19 protein-coding genes, 1 tRNA gene and 4 pseudogenes are annotated in these 21,820 nt (G+C 37.0%); 6 read left to right on the top strand and 18 right to left on the bottom strand.

The window, feature by feature from the left end; genetic code table 11:
- The first annotated feature begins 416 nt into the window (after positions 1 to 416).
- From BscR1v2_RS05470 to BscR1v2_RS08285, 3 genes and pseudogenes are all read left to right on the top strand, one after another.
- A complete protein-coding gene (locus tag BscR1v2_RS05470) occupies positions 417 to 971 on the top strand; it encodes a recombinase RecT (RefSeq protein ID WP_078690022.1) in 555 nt (184 codons plus the stop codon).
- Positions 972 to 1,035: 64 nt separating this feature from the next.
- A pseudogene (locus tag BscR1v2_RS05465) lies at positions 1,036 to 1,654 on the top strand (lambda exonuclease family protein).
- Positions 1,655 to 1,740: 86 nt separating this feature from the next.
- A pseudogene (locus BscR1v2_RS08285) lies at positions 1,741 to 1,910 on the top strand (helix-turn-helix transcriptional regulator).
- A 121-nt stretch (positions 1,911 to 2,031) separates the two neighbouring features.
- Here BscR1v2_RS08285 and BscR1v2_RS05455 read toward each other — a convergent pair.
- The 17 genes and pseudogenes from BscR1v2_RS05455 to BscR1v2_RS05375 form a co-directional block, all read right to left on the bottom strand.
- Positions 2,032 to 2,116, bottom strand: a tRNA-Leu gene (locus BscR1v2_RS05455).
- Positions 2,117 to 2,221: 105 nt separating this feature from the next.
- Positions 2,222 to 2,842 carry a 2,3-bisphosphoglycerate-dependent phosphoglycerate mutase gene (locus BscR1v2_RS05450; protein WP_078690021.1) on the bottom strand — a complete coding sequence of 207 codons (621 nt, stop codon included), beginning with the start codon at positions 2,840 to 2,842 and terminating at the stop codon, positions 2,222 to 2,224.
- Positions 2,843 to 2,872: 30 nt separating this feature from the next.
- A complete protein-coding gene (dapB, locus tag BscR1v2_RS05445; RefSeq protein ID WP_078690020.1) occupies positions 2,873 to 3,679 on the bottom strand; it encodes a 4-hydroxy-tetrahydrodipicolinate reductase in 807 nt (268 codons plus the stop codon).
- A 488-nt stretch (positions 3,680 to 4,167) separates the two neighbouring features.
- Positions 4,168 to 4,860 (bottom strand): glutathione S-transferase family protein, encoded by a 693-nt coding sequence (locus BscR1v2_RS05440; protein WP_078690019.1) that lies wholly within the window; start codon positions 4,858 to 4,860, stop codon positions 4,168 to 4,170.
- A gap of 133 nt (positions 4,861 to 4,993) precedes the next feature.
- Positions 4,994 to 5,641 carry a ribosome biogenesis GTP-binding protein YihA/YsxC gene (gene yihA / locus BscR1v2_RS05435; protein WP_078690018.1) on the bottom strand — a complete coding sequence of 216 codons (648 nt, stop codon included), beginning with the start codon at positions 5,639 to 5,641 and terminating at the stop codon, positions 4,994 to 4,996.
- Positions 5,638 to 7,473, bottom strand: a complete 1,836-nt coding sequence (gene yidC, locus BscR1v2_RS05430; RefSeq protein ID WP_078690017.1) for a membrane protein insertase YidC — start codon at positions 7,471 to 7,473, stop codon at positions 5,638 to 5,640. Before yidC ends, yihA begins: the two co-directional genes overlap by 4 nt.
- Before the next feature lie 11 nt (positions 7,474 to 7,484).
- On the bottom strand, positions 7,485 to 7,856 hold the full coding sequence (rnpA, locus tag BscR1v2_RS05425) for a ribonuclease P protein component (protein ID WP_078690016.1): 372 nt from the start codon (positions 7,854 to 7,856) through the stop codon (positions 7,485 to 7,487).
- Between the two features lie 115 nt (positions 7,857 to 7,971).
- On the bottom strand, positions 7,972 to 8,106 hold the full coding sequence (gene rpmH, locus BscR1v2_RS05420) for a 50S ribosomal protein L34 (RefSeq protein ID WP_007476702.1): 135 nt from the start codon (positions 8,104 to 8,106) through the stop codon (positions 7,972 to 7,974).
- 262 nt (positions 8,107 to 8,368) lie between these two features.
- Positions 8,369 to 9,586, bottom strand: a complete 1,218-nt coding sequence (locus BscR1v2_RS08465) for a flagellin N-terminal helical domain-containing protein (RefSeq protein WP_078690015.1) — start codon at positions 9,584 to 9,586, stop codon at positions 8,369 to 8,371.
- A gap of 134 nt (positions 9,587 to 9,720) precedes the next feature.
- Positions 9,721 to 10,524 carry a pyrroline-5-carboxylate reductase gene (locus BscR1v2_RS05410; RefSeq protein ID WP_078690014.1) on the bottom strand — a complete coding sequence of 268 codons (804 nt, stop codon included), beginning with the start codon at positions 10,522 to 10,524 and terminating at the stop codon, positions 9,721 to 9,723.
- A gap of 345 nt (positions 10,525 to 10,869) precedes the next feature.
- A complete protein-coding gene (locus BscR1v2_RS05405; protein ID WP_078690013.1) occupies positions 10,870 to 11,223 on the bottom strand; it encodes a YraN family protein in 354 nt (117 codons plus the stop codon).
- Between the two features lie 18 nt (positions 11,224 to 11,241).
- Entirely contained in the window at positions 11,242 to 12,129 is an 888-nt protein-coding gene (gene rsmI / locus BscR1v2_RS05400) for a 16S rRNA (cytidine(1402)-2'-O)-methyltransferase (protein WP_078690012.1), read from the bottom strand.
- Positions 12,130 to 12,177: 48 nt separating this feature from the next.
- Entirely contained in the window at positions 12,178 to 12,879 is a 702-nt protein-coding gene (gene pyrF, locus BscR1v2_RS05395; RefSeq protein WP_078690011.1) for an orotidine-5'-phosphate decarboxylase, read from the bottom strand.
- Between the two features lie 68 nt (positions 12,880 to 12,947).
- Positions 12,948 to 14,041, bottom strand: a pseudogene (locus tag BscR1v2_RS05390) (Mrp/NBP35 family ATP-binding protein).
- 602 nt (positions 14,042 to 14,643) lie between these two features.
- Complete coding sequence (locus BscR1v2_RS05385; RefSeq protein WP_078690010.1) at positions 14,644 to 16,305, bottom strand: electron transfer flavoprotein-ubiquinone oxidoreductase; 1,662 nt, start codon at positions 16,303 to 16,305, stop codon at positions 14,644 to 14,646.
- Positions 16,302 to 17,234 (bottom strand): electron transfer flavoprotein subunit alpha/FixB family protein, encoded by a 933-nt coding sequence (locus BscR1v2_RS05380; RefSeq protein WP_078690009.1) that lies wholly within the window; start codon positions 17,232 to 17,234, stop codon positions 16,302 to 16,304. Before BscR1v2_RS05380 ends, BscR1v2_RS05385 begins: the two co-directional genes overlap by 4 nt.
- A 52-nt stretch (positions 17,235 to 17,286) precedes the next feature.
- Positions 17,287 to 18,033, bottom strand: coding sequence for an electron transfer flavoprotein subunit beta/FixA family protein (locus BscR1v2_RS05375; RefSeq protein ID WP_010704094.1), 747 nt, complete (start codon positions 18,031 to 18,033; stop codon positions 17,287 to 17,289).
- Between the two features lie 337 nt (positions 18,034 to 18,370).
- Here BscR1v2_RS05375 and BscR1v2_RS05370 point away from each other — a divergent pair, with 337 nt between their 5' ends.
- The gene (locus BscR1v2_RS05370) at positions 18,371 to 18,805 is read left to right on the top strand and encodes a hypothetical protein (protein ID WP_153301986.1); all 435 of its coding nucleotides are present in this window, start codon (positions 18,371 to 18,373) and stop codon (positions 18,803 to 18,805) included.
- A 281-nt stretch (positions 18,806 to 19,086) separates the two neighbouring features.
- On the opposite strand, the gene BscR1v2_RS05365 is transcribed toward BscR1v2_RS05370, so the two are convergent.
- Positions 19,087 to 19,368 (bottom strand): DUF6460 domain-containing protein, encoded by a 282-nt coding sequence (locus tag BscR1v2_RS05365; RefSeq protein ID WP_010704092.1) that lies wholly within the window; start codon positions 19,366 to 19,368, stop codon positions 19,087 to 19,089.
- A gap of 393 nt (positions 19,369 to 19,761) precedes the next feature.
- On the opposite strand from BscR1v2_RS05365, the pseudogene xseA reads away from it, so the two are divergent.
- Both xseA and BscR1v2_RS05355 read left to right on the top strand, forming a co-directional pair.
- Positions 19,762 to 21,175, top strand: a pseudogene (gene xseA, locus BscR1v2_RS05360) (exodeoxyribonuclease VII large subunit).
- Complete coding sequence (locus tag BscR1v2_RS05355) at positions 21,153 to 21,779, top strand: DNA-3-methyladenine glycosylase I (protein WP_078690007.1); 627 nt, start codon at positions 21,153 to 21,155, stop codon at positions 21,777 to 21,779. The pseudogene xseA and the gene BscR1v2_RS05355 overlap by 23 nt, the downstream one beginning before the upstream one ends.
- Positions 21,780 to 21,820 lie beyond the last annotated feature (41 nt).

The following is a 21,820-nucleotide window of genomic DNA, read 5'->3' as shown; positions in this document are numbered from 1 at the left end:
ATCATATCATTGCTGAGTTAACTTAAAGGCAGAACAACTTAAATGTTTAACGATTTTATAGACTGTTTAGTTTAATCCAAGTAGCAAAAATATTAGAATTAGAGCCTAAAGATTTATTAGTTATTTTTACATTTATTATTGGGTTTATTCTTGTATTCCAAGAGGGTTTTTATTATCATAATTAAAGTAAAATTAATAAAAAAATTAATGGATTGTAATCCGCATCTTAAATATCCAGTGGAATAGAAAAGACCGTTTCTAGCGCAAAAATCACAGCCAAAGGATTAGTATGCTTGAGGGAGTAAATTCAAAGACAGTGCACATATTAAAAAGATATCAATTAAAGCACGACCCTTTTCAATACACGCGTTTTTCACGCCACAAGTAAGGTGTATCCAAAATTAAGGAAAATAATAATGGAAACTCCCTTCATAGCAAAAGTAGCGCAAAAATATAATTTATCAGAACAAGAATTTCGTGAAGCACTCTTCAAAACATGTATCAATTTCAATATTTCTGAGGAAGATTTTGAAGATTTTATTTATCTTGCCGATGGGTATGGATTAAACCCTCTAAACAAAGAAATATATGCTGTTCCTAAAAAAAATGGCATCATCCCAGTTGCTACTGCCGCTGGGTGGATCAAGATGATTAAGTCAAGTCCTAACCTCTATGATATAAAACTTCAAAAAAACACCGATAATGAAGATAATCTGCTTTCTGTTACATGCGCTATGTATTTGAAAGGCATTAAATATCCAATAAGAATATCCGAATATTTAAAAGAATGCAAACAAGACACAGAACATTGGCGGAAATATCCTGCTCGCATGTTGCAGAATGAAGCAATTAAACAATGTGCACGTCTTGCCCTCGATTCTGTTGGTCCTTTTTTTTATGAAGAAGATGAAGCTTTTTATAAAGAAGAAGGTGTAGCTGATCTTATTCACGAGATCATTTGCCACAAATGAGGCTAATTATAATCTCCAAAACGAGAGGGTATCTGTTGAATTGTTTTTGTAAATCAAAGAGTTAATGAAACAAATACAAACAGAATGGTTTCACGCTCATTTAGGAAAATTTACAGCTTCAAACATTGACAGCTTTGTAGGTAAAATAGCTAAAGATTTGCCGACAAGTAAATATGAAGAGTACAAACTCAGATTTATTACAAAATGTTTAAGAGGTGAAACAGTATCATTTTATGAAATGCCAGCTATAAAATGGGGAAATAAACGCAAAGAGAGGGTAATTAAAAAGTACAGCCTCGAACGTGAGATTACTGTCACCAGATGCGGATTTATTCCCCATCCTACAATTGAAATGGCAAGCGCTATTCCTGATGGTCTCATTGGGGATGGAGGCCTTATAAAGGTCAAATATTCTCAACCAACAACGCATGTACGTTTTTTGTTAGATGGTAAAATCAAGCCTGAATATATCTTACAAATGCAATTCCAAATGGCTTGCACAGGGCGAAAATGGTGTGATTTTGTCAGTATAATCCTTGGTTAAAGGCCAACACACTCATTTGTGTATAAAGATTCAACGCATCTCACGCGATGATGAACAAATTGAACGTATCAATAAAGCTGTCAAAACATTTTTAGAAGAAATAAAACAAGAAATGCAAATCTTTATACAAGCTGCTTAATGCTATGGGGGCGCTCTTTTACTTACATGTCTTCTTGAGCGCTCCCACCATCCGTTTATGTAATATAAAAAGAGAGAGGCAACGAGATGATATTTAATGATGGCGATAGATATGTCACAACACGTAAATATACATAATTTTTAACGTATCAACAACAAGTTCGAATTGGGTGATGCAAGAAGCTTTTCCCGAACTATATAAGCTAGGTAGAGCAGTAAGATGGAGAAAAAAAGTCTTATTTTTTCAAATAAAATAAGCTGCAAATAGGAACAATTTAGGTAAAGTTATATAAACCGCAAAAGATAGACTAAAAGATGGTCTAAAAATTATCAAATTAAATAAAAATCTATATATTCCGATATATTAAAGACAAAAAATGGTGCCCAGAAGAGGACTCGAACCTCCACACCTTGCAGTACAGGTACCTGAAACCTGCGCGTCTACCAATTCCGCCATCTGGGCAATAGAATTTATCTAAGCTTGAGAAGTAACTCTGTCAATGATCATTAGTCTACTAAAAATATTAGAGTTAAAGTGTTTATCTCTATAAACTATAATTATAATGATTTAAGGCGTAATGATTTTTTTTGATAAAATTGTTGAATCAGAATTGAAGTCATAAACAATAGGGACACCGGTCGCTAATTCTTGAGATACAATTTCTTCATTGCTTAGACCTTCAAGTGCCATAATAAGAGCACGAAGAGAATTACCATGTGCTACAATTAAAACAGTTTGGGAGCGCAAAATATGGGGTTGGATGTGGTAAAAATAATAAGGCCAGACACGTGCACCTGTATCACGCAGGCTTTCTCCATTAGGTGGCGCAATGGCATAAGAACGGCGCCATATATGCACTTGTTCTTTTCCCCATTTTTGACAAGCATCATCTTTATTCAAGCCGGATAAATCACCATAATCGCGCTCATTCAATGCTGAATTTTTTATCAATTGCAAATCTGTTTGTTCTGTTTGTTTTAAAATATGCTGAGCAGTTTTTTGTGCACGCTGTAAGGCTGATGTATAAGCAACATCAAATTTTAAGCCGGATTCTTTTAATTTTTTTCCTGCTTTTATTGCTTCTGCGTGACCTTTTTCTGTCAAATCTGGGTCTTTCCAACCCGTGAAAAGATTTTTAAGGTTCCATTCACTTTGCCCATGACGGATTAATACGAGTGTACGTCCCATTATAAATTTCCTGCAGTTGATTGATTAACGTTAATCGTTTAGGTTTAAAACATCCAGCATTGAATAAAGACCATTTTTATGATTTTTTGCCCACAGAGCTGCTTTTAATGCACCGTTGGCAAAAATAGAACGTTCTTGTGCTGAATGTGAAAGAACAATGTGTTCATTTGGACCTGCAAAAATAACACTATGGTCCCCGACAACTGTTCCACCCCGTAAACAGGCAAAACCAATGGTGCCTTTTTTGCGTGCGCCTGTAGAGCTTTTGCGTTCGCTGACATAGACATCTTGGAACTGAACATTGCGGCCTTCTGCTGCTGCATTTCCAAGAAGAAGAGCTGTTCCAGAAGGAGCATCAACTTTGCCAGAATGATGCATTTCAGAAATTTCAATATCAAAATCTTCAGATGTTAATGTTTTAGCTGCTTTCTTTACAAGGTTAGCCAAAAGATTAATTCCAAGGCTCATATTTCCAGATTTGACAATGGTTGTGTGCATCGCAGAAATTGCAATTTGTGCCTCTTCTTCTTTGGTAAATCCTGTTGTTCCTATAATGTGAACAATGCCTTTTTGGGCCGCATAATCAGCATAGATAATAGTGGCTTGTGGCTGGGAAAAGTCTAAAATACCTTCAGCGTCAGAAAAGGCTTTTTCAGGATCATCAGTGATTGGAATTCCAAGAAGGTTTGAACCAATCAATACGCTGGCGTCTTTCCCTACAAAAGGTGATCCCTTGCGCACAAGAACACCACAAAGTTCTACGCCTTTTTTATGTTGGAGAGCTGTAATCAACGCACGCCCCATTCTCCCATTGGCACCAACAACTGCAAGGCGCATGTTTTTCTCCTTATGACACTTTACTCCTTGATTATAGGCAAATTCTTTTCTTTTTGCCAACTATTCTTTTTTTTTACATAAAGCTAAATTTAGCACATTTAGCAGTTTAAGCTGATGGCTTGTTTATGTAGAATTTTGTAAGAAATATATTTTTATCATTATAACAATAAATATTGAAAATGTAGGTGAAGTATTTTCAAAGTATATTTCTTAGATTACATTGTAATTTTTGTATTTCACTACAATAAATAATAACTTTCTGTTATATAATTATATTAATTGTAAAATTAAGAACGCCGTTTTGTTTACCTATATGTAAATTATTCCAATAATATTATTTATAGTTGTTATATGAGCAAAGTTGAATGCTTGCTTCTATATTAATAATATACAGGGATTTTTTTACAATTTGATAAAAATTCCAGTTAAGATTGCTCTCTATTGGTCAATATAAGATAGTTCTAAAAATTACAGTATTCATTGACAAATCAGAAGTCCAGATCAGCGTAATGGGAGCTGGGCGTAATTCCACGGATCCGATCATTTAAAAGAGGGCGAAAAGAGGGGCGAGATTTGATCCGCATATACCATTCTCGAATAGAAGGAAATTGCTCCCAATCAATTTCTCCCAAAAAATCAAGTATAGAAATAGAAGCTGCAGCTGCTAAATCTGCATAGGAGAGTATAGATCCAGCTAACCAATCACGAGATGTGCAAAGCCAATTCAAGTAATTCATATGTGGTGGAATATTAGCACGTGCATTGCGTAAAATTTGCGAATTAGGAGCTCCACCACCAATAGCTAACGGCATTTCACGTTTATAGATTCGTTCTCGCACAATATGACGCGTCACTTCATTTTCAAGTTTGTTTAAAAACCAATCATTAAGACGGCGTACTTCTGCGCGTTCTAAAGGGTTTGCTGGAAAAAATTGTTTATCTGGTCGTAAACTACCACGAGTTTCATCTAAATATTCATAAATTACAGTGACGCCCGATAATGGTATTTCATGTTCAGCAAGGAAAACGGGCAAATGCCCCGCTGGATTAAGTGCAAGGAACTCAGGTTTTCTTGCCCATTCATTCTCTTCAATAAGGTGGGTTGCTATACCATATTCTTCGAGAATAAGACGTATAAAACGAGAGGCAGAAGATAGGGGATGATGAAAAAGTGTGAGCATAATTTACGTGCTTAAATAGAGTCGATAGATATTTAAGATAACAGGATTTTTATAAAGGTGCTTTGTTGAAAGAACAAGATCATTAGTAATTGCTAACAGTTATGTTTAATAATCTCTTAATGAAGATATCATCTTATTGCGTAATTGCTTGCAAGATAGCTGCACGCAATTCTTCTAACCCTAAAGCTTTTTGTGAAGAGGTGATTAGCAGCTCTGGGTAAGCAGCTGGATGTTTTAAAATATTTTTTTTTGTAGCAGTTACTAAGGTTTCAAGTGCATTTGGTTTGATTTTATCACTTTTTGTTAAAACAATTTGATAAGAAACTGCTGCTTTATCCAGAAGATCTAAGACATCTGTATCATTTTTTTTAATTCCATGACGTGAGTCAATTAAAACATAAGCACGTTTGAGCGTTGTACGGCCCCGCAAATAATCAAAGATCAGACGTGTCCACGCTTCAATACAACTTGGGGGAGCTTTGGCAAAACCATAACCCGGCATATCGACAAGTGCTATAGGGGGAAAGTCTTCTTTCTGATCACTTAAGTTTTCAGGTATAAAGTAATTAAGTTCTTGAGTACGTCCTGGTGTATTTGAAGTGCGTGCTAAACCTTTTTGCTGCACTAATGCATTGATTAGGGAAGATTTTCCAACGTTAGAGCGTCCTACAAATGCAATTTCTGGGGGTCCTTCAGGTGGAAGACATTGTATTGTAGGCACACTGCGAATGAAAATCCAATTGCAAAAAAAAATCCCAGAAGTTGTAGGACGTTTTGTCATTTACGTCCTTCTTTTTTAGATTTCTTATGGAACATGGCTTTAAGATTATTAAAAAGCTCAATTTTCACGCCTTGACGTTTCATCATGATGCCTTGCTGAATAATTGACAATGTATTATTCCATGCCCAATAAATAACAAGACCAGCAGGGAAGGAAGCTAACATAAAGGTAAAAATGACAGGCATCCATGTGAAAATCATAGCTTGTGTTGGGTCTGGGGGAGTTGGGTTCATCTGCATCTGCAGAAACATTGTTATTCCCATGATTAAAGGCCATGCACCAAGGATAAGAAATGTTGGCACTTCATAGGGTAATAAACCAAATAGGTTAAAAATAGACGTGGGATCAGGCGCTGCCAAATCTTGAATCCAGCCAAAGAAAGGTGCATGTCGCATTTCAATGGTAATATAAAGAACCTTATAAAGAGCAAAAAATATTGGAAATTGAACTAACATTGGCCAGCAGCCCGCAAGGGGATTGATTTTTTGGGTTTTGTACAACGCTATCACTGCTTGTTGCTGTTTAACTCGGTCATCTGCATATTTTTCTTTTATTTCTTGCATCATTGGTTGCACTAATTTCATGCGCGCCATAGATTTATAAGATTTGTTAGCAAGTGGGAATAGAAGTACTTTCAAGAGCACTGTAACAAGAAGAATGGCAATACCAAAATTTCCTGTTTGCTTATAAAAAATATCAATAAGAGCGAACATTGGTTTGGTGATGAAATCAAACCAACCCCAATCAATTAAAAGACCAAATTTCCTAATCTTTAATTGGTTTTGATAACGGTTAATGATCTCAACTTGTTTTGCACCCGCAAAGAGGTGATTTGTAATAGTTTTTGTTTCATTGGGGGCAACTGTTAAAAGAGAACTTTGTAAATCGGATTGATAGTGGGTATTTAGTTGATTAAAATAAATAAAACGGCTTGTATATTCTTGATCTTGTGGGGGAATAACCACTACAGCCCAATATTTATCGGTAATACCAATCCAACCTCCTGTAACTTTGGAGAAGATCATACTTTTCTGACCATTTTCAGGGTTTGGGTTGAGCTCTTCTAGATTTTTATATGTTTCTGTTTTGAGTGAATCACCCGCAATACCAATCATACCTTCATGGAGCAAATAAGTTGCATTTGTATATTCTGGTGGAGCGGCACGTGCAACTCGGGCATAAGGCGAAAGATATATAGGATTGTCACTTTCATTTTTGATAGAATCTTCAATAGTGAACATGTAATGATTGTCAATCGAGAGAGTACGACGGAAAATTTGTCCTTGTCCATTGTTGTAGATTAAAGTGACAGGTGTTGAAGGGGTTAGAGTTGTATTTTTACCTTCTATTTGCCACTGTGTGTGAGATTGTGGCAATGCTGTTGCTGGTAGAGATGAACTCGTAAAACCAAATTCAGCAAGATAGGTTGTATTAAATCCATTGGGATTGAGCAAAGCAATTTCCGGTGATCCCTTATCTACAGTTAAGCGATATTTTTTAAGGAAAAGGTCATCAAATTGTGCACCAACAAGATTAATGGAACCTTCCAATTCATCAGTTTTAATTGCAATACGGTTTGTTTTGGCTAATTCTGCACTACGATTTTCAGGTGTCATAGGGCGATCAGATATAGATCCCGATCCACTTATTTGAGCAGAATCAGAGAAATGCATATCAGTTGAGGGAATTTCTGAACTTTGTTTTGACAATTGCTGTGCCATTTGCATTTCTTGTAGTTTTGCTTGTTGGGGAGCAACATAAAAAAAATGCCATGCAACAAAAATAATAAGAGACAATCCAATAGCGATAAAAAAATTACGATTATATTCCATTTGTACTTATCCTATTGCCGTTGCTGGTTTTTAATTTTTGGCTTTATTCGTCGGTTTAATTCATTAATCAGAGATGAAAACGGTGCGTGCAGTGCATCGGGATGAGCAACAATGACATAATCAGTTCCTGCTTCTATGTTATCTTTTAGTCCAACTCGAACGGCTTCACGCAGACGCCTTTTAATGCGATTACGTTTGACGGCATTGCCATTTTTACGCGTTACAGTAAAGCCTACACGTGCAACAAGAGGATGTTTTATTTCTGCTGTTTGTTCGCGGGGTTTAATTTCAAGTAGAAATAAAGGACCACGTCGTTTTTCTCCTGTGCGTACAGCCAAAAAATCTGCTCTTTTACGAATGCGGCAGGGGTGTTTTTGCTTCATGAAAGACGTTTCGTAGCTTTACTAAATGCCTGCCTTTTACAGAAAAGACAGGCACCAAAGGTTTATAACGAAAAAATAACTAACAACATGCAGTCTGTTATAAAAATTCAAAGAATCAAGCAGATAACCGCTTCCGTCCGCGATTACGCCGAGCTGAAATGATTTTACGCCCACTAGCTGTTGCCATACGGGCACGGAATCCATGGCGGCGTTTACGAACAAGTTTAGAGGGTTGATAAGTACGTTTCATTTATTCAAATACCGTTGTGTGCGGCCCTTCTTAGTTCTATAGCAAATAATATGCTCGATGAATAATCTTATTCTATCAGATAATTCTAAGGTAAATGCTACCCTATAAGGAAAAGCATAAAAAAGTCAATCTTAGATTATTTTTTCGTATTTTTAAAAGGTGCAAGAAGTTTGTTGACTTAAGCAATATATTTATCATTCGATTAGTTAATAAAAAAGGCCACGCGGGTGCGCAGCCTTTTTCACGTAAAAACTCTATGGAATTAATTACGGAACAACAATAAAATGTTCTGACTACCTTGGTTTGCAATAGAAAGAGCCTGAACACCAAGCTGTTGCTGAACTTGCAAAGCAGATAATTTTGCAGATTCTGCATTCATGTCAGCATCAATCATTGAACCAATCCCTGCATCAACATTGTCCAGCAATCTTTTAACAAATTCGAGCTGAGTGTTCATTAAGTTAACTGCAGAACCGATCTTAGCACCCGCAGTAAGAGTTAGATCAACTGCATCGCGCACTTTATTTTGAAGGCGGCCTAGAAGGATATTTTGTGCTTCTGCAGACATTGCACCAACATTCTCCATTTGAACAAATTCAGCTAAGGTGACATTACTAGCTTCGAATTTAAAAGCATCTTTTGCTTCATTGAATGTTCCGACTCCTCCTAAGTCATCATCATCATCTGGATTACCGTACAGCGCTGTTTCAGCTTCTTCTACTTTACCTTGGGCTGTTTCTATTTCGTCATGTCCTGGATCTTCTTCTTCAGGTTCAGCACCATATATGGCCACCAATTTCGCCAAATCAGCTTTCGCCTTTGCAAGGTCATTTACCAAGCCGTTGTAAGTTTCTTCCGCCCCATTGAAAGTTCCAAGGGCTCCAGCAAAATTACTTTCTGCATCTAATCCAAAAATGTTTTGCAAAACACCTTCTGACATATCAATGATGCCATTTTCACCCATAACACCAAAGTTCAGTTCTGCACCACCAACTTCAATCATATCAACATAGACAGCTGTACCTTCACGACGATAACCAGCAGCTATGCTAGCAGTTTGACCATCATTGGCAAGCATGTTTTTACCAGCAAATGAAGAAGACTGAACTGCATTCGAAATGTTCGTCATATTTGCTTTAATTGAATCTTGAAGCTTAGCAACATCAACCTCGCCTTTTCCATTAACAGTAACCAATGACTGTTGGATATTATCAAGCGCTTCTTTGGTGAGGTCAACAGCTGTAGCAGCAATGCTCACCTGTTCTTTACCCAAATTAATGGCATCAATAACAGTGCTCATTGTATTACTGTCATGCTTCATCATTGATGAAATGGACCAGTAAGCTACGTTATCACCAGCGTTGTTAATACGCAGACCTGTTGAAATACGGTCTTTTGATTTGTCTAAATTAGAATCAATTGCACGAAGTGTCTGCAATGCAGTCATCGCAGATCTATTAGTAAGTATACTTGAACCCATAATCGCGTCCCTATAACGAAAAAAAATAAAAAGGGACATGCTATTTTATAGCTAATGATAGAACGACATCATGTCTGTCAGATATGTAATATGACCTATCACTCTATGTACGCTATCAGACTAAAAAATATTATTCAAGCATTTTTTTGATCTGTGGATAAAGATTCAATTCTTTGTAGAGTTGTTTTAAGGGCCGTTATTAAAGCAGCCCGCCCGCCTTGGTTAGAAAAACAATTTGATAAAAGTTCATTTGTCCCTCCCTTGGTTGAAAGTTCTCTCTCAAGAAGTGCAAAATCAATAGGTGTTGAACAATGAGCTTTTGTCGTTTTGCGCATTTCATCAGCAAGATTTCCAAACATCGTGCTAAGAAAATCTGCTGACTGAGGTTTTTCTATTCCTTGTGTTACCAACCATTGATGTGCTGTTTCTATAAAATTAAAATACACCCCCATAAGTGATCCAGCTGTCATGAAAAGGTTAAACTGATCTTCGCTTTCAAGCGCCAATGTGCCACCTAATTTGTCAAACATGGCACGTAAAAATGGATGGTCGGGATAGATTGGTGTTAAATTTTTGCATTCTGCTACAAAAGGAAGAGGCATAGCACGATAAACTTTATGATTTATCCATTTCTCAACATCTGCTGCTCTAGCCATTGCAAGTACAGAAACAACAAGTTGTTCTGGATAAAAACGAAGAGGGCGTAATATCTCTTCAGCAACTTGGCTGCGCAGACAAAGGAAAACACAATCGCACCTGTCTAGCAATGCTTGATTGTTTTCAGCAATTATGACCTTGTCATAATCACGGGAAAGGCGCCCTGCTATTTGTGTATTGCGTGGTGAAACAATAATTGAATGCACCTCAAAAGCGCTAGCCATTAAGCCATCAATCATTGCAGCGCTAATTGTACCCGTTCCCAAAAAGCCAACTTTCATTCCGTTCCTCATTTTCACAATTTAAAGTGGATCTCAAATCAGCTCTTAACATACTTTACTGTTATTGATTCACGAATAGTTGGTAATAAATATTCTTAAACACTTCAGCAGGCTACCCGCAATGTAAGTAAAGTTATTTTAGCTCCATTGCACCATTTGGTTAATAAAAGAATAGTCTGTTAAAAAGAAGCAACACATAGAATATATGAGAATAATCAATCTAAAATATTTTAAGCTTAATCTATTCGCTCTTTATAGCAATGAAACTATGAAGCATTCATATAATACAGAGGCATACGAAAAAGAAATATTTTTGATTGATATAATAAAATAGCATAGAAGATTTTATCTATGAGACTCAATAAATGCTGAAATATGATGTGGCCAACGCCACGGTAAAATTGCAATTAGGTCAAAGCGCACACATAAAAGAGGGTAATCTTTTTGTCGTGCTAACCAAACATTAGCCGCCGATATAATGCGTTTTTCATTTACCTGACAAACTGCAGTCATTGCTTCAGTTAATGTTGAACGTGCTTTCACCTCAACAATTAAAACAAGATTTCCACGCCGTGCAATTAAATCAATTTCCCCACATTTTGTTTTAAAACGCATTTCAGCAATATGAAACCCTTTTAAACGCAACCACCAAGCTGCCCATTTTTCCGCTCGAATACCTTTATAAAAGAATTTTTTTATGCTTTTTTTGCATAAATCTCATCCTCCCTTTAAAAGGGTTGATCGTTGGAAAAGTTCTTGTTTTTTCAAGCCTGTTTTTTTTGCAACTAAAGCAGCTGCCTTTGCTGCAGGATATATCTTAAGCAATTCTAGTAACATCGCATCAATTTCTTGAGTACTCATTTTCTCTAAAGATGCTGTTGCTTCTCCAACGAGTATAACAATTTCTCCACGAATACGAGCTTGTTTTCCATACTTTTCAACTAAATTTCCTAAATTGGAGACATCTATAGTTTCAAATTTTTTTGTTAATTCACGGCATATTGCAGCTGACCGGTCGGCTGTGAAAATAGTAACCATATCTTGCAAAGTTTCTACAAGACGATGAGGTGATTCATAAAACACTAAGGTCGTAGGTATCGATTTTAATTGTTCCAGCCGTTTTTGGCGCTGCGTTTTCTTCGCACTTAAAAAACCTGCAAAGAAAAAACTATCTGTAGGAAACCCCGTTGTTATAATAGAAGCTAAAAGAGCTGATGCACCGGGAATTGGAACGATTTTGTAACCAGCTTTACGCGCCTCTTTTACTAATTTGAATCCTGGATCAGAAATAAGCGGTGTTCCAGCGTCTGATACAAGAGCTACTGTTTTATTTTCTGCTAAAGCTTCTAATAATTTTACTCCTGCTTTTTGTGCGTTATGCTCATGATAAAGAAATGTTTTTTTCTGAATACCATAGTGTTCTAACAAAACACGTGTTACCCGCGTATCCTCACAAGCTAAAATGTCGACTTGTGCAAGAACTTGTAAAGCACGAATAGTTATATCTGCAAGATTTCCGATAGGTGTTGCCACTAAATAAAGCGCTGGCTCTATAACTGGTGCACAAAAGGCATGAGAACCTATAAAATATACTTTTTCACTCATACTCTTTTGCATATCCAATGCTTTCTCTACAAAACTTTAGCAATAATCTTATGAACAATCGTCAGACATTTCTGCCAAAATTTTCTTTGTTGCAGCCAAAGGATCAACAGCTTGAATAATAGGCCGCGCCACAACAAGATGGCTTGCACCAGAATCCAAAGCTTTTCTTGGTGTCATAACCCGTTTTTGGTCATTCTTATCACTCCCCTGAGGGCGAATCCCCGGCGTTACTAATGCCATATCAGTTCCAATAACTCTTCGCAAAGCTTGTGCTTCGAGTGCTGAAGCAACAATGCCACCCATCCCTGCTTCTCGAGCTTGCTCAGCTCTTTTGAGCACTAATTTTGGGGGAGTGTCTTTATAACCAGCATTTTTTAAATCAGCCTCATCCATTGATGTTAAGACTGTCACCCCCAGCAAACATAAATCACTTCCTTTAGCCGCTGTAACAGCTGCTTTCATTGCTGTTGGATATGCATGAATCGTCAGCATTGAAACACCTAATTTTGCAATATTTTCTACAGCTCTAGCAACGGTATGATCGATATCTAACAATTTCATATCGAAAAATACTTTTTTTTGCGCTTGAATAAGATCTTTGGCTAATTCCATTCCACCAGAAAAAAACAACTGATAACCGATTTTATACCAGCTGACACAATCACCCAATTGCGTGATCAATTTTTCTGCTTGTTTAATATCCGGAACGTCTAACCCCACAATCAGGCGTTCACGCATCATAGTTACCATTAAAACACTCCCTTATATTTTAGGATTACTTTACCTTGGGTGAGACTTTACTCAAAAAAACAATGAAATTAAGAAAATCTTCCCTTTATTTGATGAACAATTGTACGGTAAAGATTGGCATGCCTACCTTCTGGCTCAGCAACAAAAATTGGTACTCCACCATCTGAAGAAAATCGGAAAGTTGCATCAAGTGGCACTTCTGCCAAAAAGGAAATATCTCGGCTTTCTGCTTCTGCACGCACAGTACCATGGCCAAAAATATCATAGCGTTTTCCCGTATCAGGCGCAATAAAGTAGCTCATATTTTCAATAAGCCCCAGAATGGGGACTTTGACTTTTGTAAACATTTCTACAGCTTTGCGTGCATCAACTAACGCAAGATCTTGCGGAGTAGAAACAATCAGCGCACCCGTTAAAGGCACTTGTTGGGCTAGTGTTAATTGTGCATCCCCTGTTCCAGGTGGCATATCAACTACCAAAACATCGAGAGGCCCCCATAAAACATCTCTTAATAATTGAGTTACAGCTGCCATCACCATAGGACCACGCCACACGATTGGTTTTTCCTCTTCAACTAAAAAGCCCATCGACATTAATTTCAGGCCAAACTTTTCAAGAGGTTGAATTTTTTTGCCATCAACCAATTGTGGTTTTTGATTTACAAGCCCTGTCAAACGTGGCAGAGACGGGCCATAGATATCTGCATCCATCAACCCCGTTTTAAAACCAGCATCTTGTAAAGCCAAAGCAATATTTATTGCCATTGTGGATTTACCAACTCCCCCTTTCCAGAAGCAACAGCAATGATATGCCGTACATTTTCTATCGGCATTTTCATAGGCAATGCATTTGCTTTACGCTTCTGCATAGAAAAAGCTGCATTTTTGTCTGTTTGAAAAAATGTCGGCGATTGTTTTTCTTCCGTAAGCGTGACAACAACTGCTTCAACTCCATCCATAGCACACACTACTTTTTCAGCAGTGCGGCGTAATGGTTCTAATTCTTGTGCGCGTTCACGGGGAACCGTAATGGAAAAGAAAACCTTACTACCTGTAATGAATATTTCTGAAAGCAACCCAAGCGATACAATATCGCTTTCAAAATTTGGTCCTTTAACTTTACGCAGTTCTTCACGAATAGCTTCACGTGTGACAGGGACCACACTCTTTCCTCTCTATACAGATGTTAGATAATGCAGCAATAAAGAGAAAAAATATTCACGTCAATCACCTTAGTATTTCCTTCGTTAAAAGTTACAAAATTTCAGTGTAATATTAATATATTGTGTCTCTTTCAAAATGCCAATTTAAGATACAAAATCAATTCCATACAACAAATTTAAAAATAGAAAATGCATTGCAAAATTTTATTATAAATATTTATTTTTAATCATTGTACGAATTTTTCTATACACTTCTGCAAATAACCAAAAATTTAAAAATTCTGTCAATATTATAAAATAATGTGCCGTTCTCTACTCTATTTTCAATTTTTTGATCATTCATTTGCAGCATAATAAAATAATTACGAATTATCCTATTGCGCTATATTTTTAAACGTGACCATCAATAGGATTATGCTTCATTTTCTGATAAGAGAAGAGTCCTGTTGGTTGGAAGGTGGGTTAAGGGGTGAGGTCAGATGTGCTTTTATAAGCGTATATATCAGTGGTATAGATTAGGATTTTACCTGGATAAAAATTGTATTTTTATTAGAACATGAGGATTTTAAATTTTTTTTCGGAAAAAGATAATAAGGCACTCATTACATATTTGGGTAAAAAGGTCCTTCACTTCCTTGCGGGCAAGTCCAATTGATATTTTGGTTAGGGTCTTTAATATCACATGTTTTACAATGGATGCAGTTTGAGGCGTTAATGATATAAATTTTATGATCATTATGGTCTAGCCATTCATAGACACAAGCGGGGCAATAGCGTGTAGAAGGTCCCCCATAGATTGCATATTCAGAGTTCTTGTGTTTTTCCAGTGAGGCTATTTTTAAATGGCAAGGTTGATTTTCCGTATGATGCGTATTGGAAAGTGCTACACTGGAAAGGCAATCAAAAGTCACAATACCATCTGGCTTGGGATAAGCTATAGGTTGAAATTTTTCTGCTGGTTCCAAATATGCATAGTCTGGCTTTCCATGAGGAAGTGTTCTAAATAAAGAAAAGCCAAAAATCTGTTGCCACCATATATCAAATATAGCAAGTTTAATTCCGTATTTTGTGCCATATTTTGCCCAGAGTGGCTTAGCATTACGTGCTATATAAAGATCTTTTCCGATAGGGCCTTTGCGCCAATGATCTTCGATCTCTTTGACTTCATCATGGGCACGATTTTGAGCAAGGGCATCAGCTATTTTGTCAGCTGCTAGTATACCGGATAATATGGCATTATGTGAGCCTTTTATACGAGGTACATTAACAAAGCCAGCAGAACATCCAATGAGTGCACCACCAGGAAAGGTAAGTTTTGGTACAGATTGCCAGCCACCTTCGCTGATGACACGTGCACCATAAGCAAGGCGCTTTGCACCCTTTAAAAGTTCATACAGTTTGGGGTGTGTTTTGAAACGTTGAAATTCTTCAAAAGGAGAGAGATAAGGATTTTTATAATCCAAGTGTACAACAAGGCCAACAGAAATTAAATTGTCTTCTTGATGATAAAGAAAACCTCCACCACCAGTGTTGTTATCCAATGGCCAGCCGATGAAATGCTGAACTAAACCAGGTTTATGCTTTGAGGAGTCAACTTCCCAAAGTTCTTTAAGACCAAGACCAAATTTTTGTGGTTCACGGTCCTTGCTAAGATCGAATTTTTGTATAAGTTGTTTAGCAATTGAGCCACGCGCTCCTTCAGCAATGAGGGTATATTTTGCTAGTAAAGCCATGCCAGGAATATAATTTTTTCCAGGTGTTCCTTCTTTTTCAATACCCATATCACCTGTGAGAACACCAATAACAGCTCCTTTATCATTATAAAGGACCTGAGATATGGCAAATCCGGGATAAATTTCAACGCCAAGCGCTTCGGCTTTTTTACTTAACCAACGGCAAACATTCCCCAGTGAAACGATATAACAACCATCATTTGATAAGATTTTTGGGAGAAAAATATTAGGTAATACTTTAGTGCTTGTTGGCTTCAGTAGAAAAAATTGATCGCTAGTGACAGGTGTTTTGAAAGGATGATTTTGTTCATTTTGCCATTCTGGTAAAAGTGTATTTATGCCGATAGGATCAACCACTGCACCTGATAGAATGTGAGCACCGATTTCTGAGCTTTTTTCGAGAATTACAATAGAAAGCTTGGGGTTGTTTTGTTTCAAACGAATTGCGGCAGAAAGGCCTGCAGGTCCTGCTCCTACAATTACTACATCAAATTCCATACTTTCACGTTGGTGATGTGTAGGTACATTCATAATAAAGCTTTCTCTAACTCAGGAATGATATGGTGAAGATCACCTACGAGGGCGTAATCAGCAATATGCATGATAGGGGCTTCTTCGTCTTTATTAATAGCCACAATGATTTGTGCATCCATTATTCCTGCTAGATGCTGAATGGCACCAGAGATGCCTATAGCAATATAGAGTTGAGGAGCAACGATTTTTCCTGTTTGTCCAATTTGCCAATCATTTGGAGCATAACCTGCATCAACTGCTGCACGGCTAGCACCCACTGCAGCTCCTAGTTTGTTTGCGAGCGGTAGAAGTAGTTCCATAAATTTCTCTTGTGAGCCAAATCCACGTCCACCTGCTACAATAATTTGCGCTGATGTAAGGTTAGGGCGATCACTTTTGTTAGCCTCTTCTGTTACGAAAGAAGAAAGGTTTGGGTTAGGAGCTGGTGTTATTGTTTTAATGGGAGCTAAATTTCCTTGAAGAGTTGGAGTGAAAGAGGCTGTACGCACTGTTATAATCTTTTGGCGGTCATTTGCACGCACAGTTTCAATGGCATTACCTGCGTAAATTGGTCGTTTAAAGGTATCAGGTGAAACGACAGCAATAATGTCTGAAATTTGCATAAGGTCAAGGAAAGCAGCTACGCGCGGCATTACACTTTTGCCAATACTTGTGGAAGCTGCCATGATTACATCATAGTTATTGGCAAGCTCGATAATCGTTGCTGCTACAGGTTCAGCTAATTGATGCGCTAGGTAATCAGCTTCAGCAACAAGTACTTGCCGAACACCAGCCAGTTGGGCACTATTTTCTGCAATCGCTTGAACCTTTGTTCCACAGACTAAAATATCAACATCATCACCAATTAAATGAGCAGCAGTGAGTGCTTTTGCAGTTTCTTCTGATAAGGAATGATTATTATGTTCGGCCAATAAGAGAATTGCCATAAGTTATTGCCTTTTTATGCATTGTTACTTTTGATATATCTGTTATCGTATTTTAAATACAATTTGTTTTTTTGAGCGCACTAACAAGCTCTGCTACATTTTCTACTTTAATTCCTGCTTGACGGGATTGAGGCTCTTCAATGTTAAGCACTGTTAAACGTGCTCGCGTATCTACGCATAAATCAGCAAGTGCCTTTTGTTCAATAGGTTTCTTTTTAGCTTTTATAATATTAGGAAGAGAAGTATAACGCGGCTCATTTAATCGCAAATCAGTAGTCATAACAACAGGAAGAGGTAAGCAAATGGTTTGCGTACCACCATCTACTTCGCGAGTAATAATAGCTTGATGATTTTCTATGTTTAAATGTGAGGCAAATGTTGCTTGCCCCCAACCAAGCAGAGCTGCTAACATTTGACCGGTTTGATTACTTTCGTCATCAATTGCTTGTTTGCCTAAAAAAACCATAGTTGGTTTTTCTTCAAGAATGATTGTTTTAAGAGTTTTAGCAATTGCTAAAGGTTCAAGCACTTCTTCAGTTTTGACAAGGATGGCGCGGTCAGCACCCATTGCAAGTCCTGCTCGTAAGGTCTCTTGTGCTGCTTCTGGCCCAATTGAAACAAGAACAACTTCTGAAATTTTACCAGCTTCTTTTTGCCGGATAGCTTCTTCTACAGCGATTTCATCAAAAGGGTTCATAGACATTTTTACATGGGATAGATCAACACCTGTGCCATCGGGTTTAACACGTATTTTGATATTATAATCAACAACACGTTTGACAGCGACAATTATTTTCATAATGATCCTCTTTAATTTATATAGTCACTATTTTATAATAATAACCACAAGAAACCAAATCATTTAAGATTGATGCCAACAGTTGGTTTTAAAAACCATTTCTATATTGCTATAAAGATATAAGCCTTTGGTCAATGGTAAGAACAGGTCAGTTAGGTGTTGTGTTGGAATTGAATGGGGTGAAAATTAGTAACATCTCCATTAATTTTGTTAGTTAACTCTGTTCTTATATTATTATTTTCAATTTCTCTTACCGTTTTAAAGCTCTATTTACTAAAATGAGCCACACTCTATTATCAATATGATTTCTTTGAAAAAGATGAAAAGGGATGCATCTGTGAATATGAAACGTCATGTTATAAACCCGGTTGCACATAATCAATTTTCTACTTTTGTTGTTGGACAAAAGCAGAAAACGGAAAAGCATGCCGAGATAACTATGTCCGATATTGCTACTAAGTTGCGCTACGTTTACACACAAATGCAGATAAAAAAAGTGCCTAATCAATTAATTATGCAGGGCTTTGTAGATAATAATATTAAATCTTATTTAGATACGATTAGTCGGGCAATTTTAGCTGAGCATTCTGCACGTGATCAAGCGCAAAAAAAGCTTTTTGAACGTTTGGAGCAGATAGAAAAACTTGTTCAAAAGCTTCTTCATGAAAAGAAAAATTCACAAGAAACTGTCATGAAGCAATGTGTTCCTCGTGCACAATCAATTAGTTCTGTTGTGCATCATCTTGCTCATATGACATGTGAAGAAAATTAAACATTTGGTGCATTAAGAGAACGCAATTTTCTAGAAAGTAGTCAATTGAACTCACCTTAACAAAGTAGTTTTAGTTCTTTACCAATAAAAGCTGTGAGACATTTCTTAATAAAATTCTGTAAGGCTTTTCAAAAAGGAAAGCCTTTTTAATACTCAATTACCTAGTCGTTTAGTTAAAGCTTCTTGATGTGCGCTTTTTTTAAAAAAACTCTAAGATCTTTTTTCTTGTCACTATAAAGCTTTTATGAAAATTTGTTTTTAAGAGAGAGTCTTAAAGCGCTTTATTTTCTACGAAAGATGCGTAAAAAAAGAAAAACAGGCATAACAATTACTGCACCAGCTAAGGTCACATGGAAGAGGTTTACAAAAGTCATAAACCCTGTTTCCCATAGAGATTGAAGGAAGTCTATTATTTCCCAAATAAGATCAATAGGTGTCCACCCTAGGATGTTTATTGCGATTCCAGTAAAAAATGAAAGGATAAGCAATTTTACAGCAATACGCCCTGGTGTACCACCAAGAAATGAATGAAGAGAATTGTGTGATTTTTTTCTATTTTTCATTTTGACGTGACTTCAAATATACTAAACTATGTATGTAGTGCAAATGATATACACATAACGGAGGAAGAAGACGGATTTTATCGTTATTTATTTGCTCTTTGTTTTTTAGGTTTTGCTCTCAAATTTTACATCCTTAAATATTAGTGTAATATTTGAGCTGTTTTTTTTGAACTGCTTTCATGTTTAATTGACAATTTTTACCAATAATTTTCACCTCTTGGATGATGGTGAGCATTTCTCAATATAATGTTATTGTGGAAGCGTTAATATGTTGTACATAGAATATGTTTCAAGAGATTCCGCTTTATAGAGATACTATTCATCTTCATAAAGATGTATTTATGTTACAGTTTGAGTTGAGTGTTTTTAGGGTTAAAAAAGTTGAAAAATACGATGGATTTATTTAGTCCACGACCGGTGGCAACAAATGTAGCAGAATTTAGTGTTTCTGAAGTATCAAGTGCTTTAAAACGCATTATTGAAGACAAATTTGCTTATATACGGGTCCGGGGGAGATATCTGGTTATCGTGGTGTTCATGCTTCAGGTCATGCATATTTTGCTTTAAAAGATGATAAAGCTCGGTTAGAGGCTGTTATTTGGCGAAGCTTAATGGAAAAGCTTAAATTCCCTCCTGAAGAAGGAATGGAAGTGATCGCTGTAGGCAAACTTACTACTTATCCAGGTTCATCAAAATATCAAATAGTCATTGATGCTCTTGAGCCAACAGGGGTTGGTGCTTTAATGACACTTTTGGAAAATCGTAAGAAAAAGCTTGCAGATGAAGGCTTGTTTGATGAAGCAAAAAAGAGGCCACTGCCTTATATGCCTCAAATTATAGGGGTTGTGACATCACCGACAGGAGCCGTTATTCACGATATTATTCATCGTATATCAGATCGTTTTCCTTTGCACATTTTGGTTTGGCCTGTAAGAGTTCAGGGGGAAACGAGTGGTCGAGAAGTAGCTTGTGCTATTGAGGGGTTTAATGCCCTACCTTTAGGTGGTGTTTTATTAAAGCCTGATCTTATTATTGTAGCACGCGGGGAGGGAGTTTAGAAGATTTATGGGGGTTTAATGATGAGGCGGTTGTTCGTGCTGTTCATGCATCGACTATTCCTGTTATTTCTGCAGTTGGGCATGAAACAGACTGGACTTTAATTGATTATGCTGCTGATTGGCGGGCACCAACCCCTACGGGAGCAGCAGAAAGAGCTGTTCCTGTTAAAATTGATCTTGAAGTACAATTAGCGTCACTTGGTGCACGTCTTCGTGCGGGATTGACGCGTTATTTTAGTTTTCATCAACAAAAATTGCGTGCTATTTCACGAGGTTTGCTTACTGCTGATCAATTACTCGCTTTACCACGTCGTGGTTTTGATGAAATTTCAAGCCGGTTACAACGAGCTCTTTGTATAAGCTACGAGAAAAAACTTTTTTACTTTCGTGCTCTTAGTGTTCGGTTTTCTCCACGTTTGTTAAATAGTGAAAAAGCACGATACAATGTAAAAGGATATACGATACATCTTCGTCGTGCTTTCTTACGCAATGTTGAAAAACAACGTGCTCAAGCAGAGATGGCATTTAGGCTTTTAAAAAGCACTTCTTATCAAAATATTTTAGAACGGGGTTTTGTTTTGGCATTGGGTCAAGATAATAAGCCGGTTAAACGATTAGTGCAGTTGCCTAAAACAGGTCGGATGAGTTTACGTTTTTTTGATGGTGAAATTAACGTTTCAACACTTAATTGTGCTTCAAAAAACAAACGGATAAAACAGCAAAAAGATGATCAAGGAACACTCTTCTGATACGGTAGATTCTGTACTCAATGAAGGCCTTTTGATGGGGGTGGATGGAAAAGTTCGTTGTTTTTGGGCAGGAACTGATCCGCTTTATTGCGCTTATCATGATCATGAATGGGGAAAGCCCGTTTTTGATGATCTGCGTTTATTTGAAAAAATTTGTCTTGAAGGTTTTCAAGCAGGGCTTTCTTGGTTAACAATTTTGAAAAAAATATCCCATTTTCGCAGTGCTTTTGATAACTTTGATTTTGAAAAGATCGTTCATTATGATGAAACAAAAATCGAAATATTAATGCAAGATAAAGGCATTGTTCGCCATCGTGGGAAAATCCGATCAGTGGTTAATAATGCTTTTAGGGCACAAGAAATTATAGCAGAGCAGGGCAATTTATCCCACTATTTTTGGTCTTTTCAACCACCACCATCTGAGCGTCCTGAAAAGATAGATTTTCAAATGTGGCAGGACAATCCTGTAACAGCCGCTTCTATTCGTCTTTCTACAGATTTAAAAAAACGCGGTTGGACATTTGTTGGTCCCACTACTTGTTATGCTTTTATGCAGGCAGTAGGCATCGTTAATGATCATCTTGAAGGGTGTTTTTGTCGATGAAACTGCGAAGATTTATTTTATAACCTTATTTGTTTCTTGAT

The organism is Bartonella schoenbuchensis R1 (assembly GCF_002022685.1).
GTDB lineage: Bacteria > Pseudomonadota > Alphaproteobacteria > Rhizobiales > Rhizobiaceae > Bartonella > Bartonella schoenbuchensis.
This window is presented reverse-complemented; position numbering and strand designations above follow the sequence as displayed.